General features: G+C 66.0%; 1 protein-coding gene. It reads left to right on the top strand.

From position 1 onward, the window contains the following. The coding region (locus AX685_RS01110; protein ID WP_197418431.1) for an ATP-binding protein at positions 1–288 on the top strand (288 nt) is incomplete at both ends.

The raw sequence follows: 288 nt of genomic DNA, 5'->3' as shown, positions 1-288 counted from the left end.
GCGCCCGCGGGCGCTACTTCAACACGGTGGACCTGGTGAACCGGCTCGAGGAGGAAACGCGCCTCGGCAAGGCCGGCACGTTGGCGGCCCAGCTCTCGCGTCTCGACCTCGTGGTGCTCGACGAGCTTGGCTACCTGCCGTTTGCACGCTCGGGCGGTCAGCTGCTCTTCCATCTCGTCAGCAAGCTCTATGAGCAGACCTCGGTCATCGTCACCACGAACCTGGCCTTCGGTGAGTGGCCGACCGTCTTTGGCGACCCCAAGATGACCACCGCGCTGCTCGACCGCA

Origin of the sequence: Sphingomonas sp. CCH9-F2, from assembly GCF_001556735.1 — a bacterium.
Classification (GTDB): Bacteria; Pseudomonadota; Alphaproteobacteria; order Sphingomonadales; family Sphingomonadaceae; genus Sphingomonas; species Sphingomonas ginsenosidimutans.
This window is presented reverse-complemented; position numbering and strand designations above follow the sequence as displayed.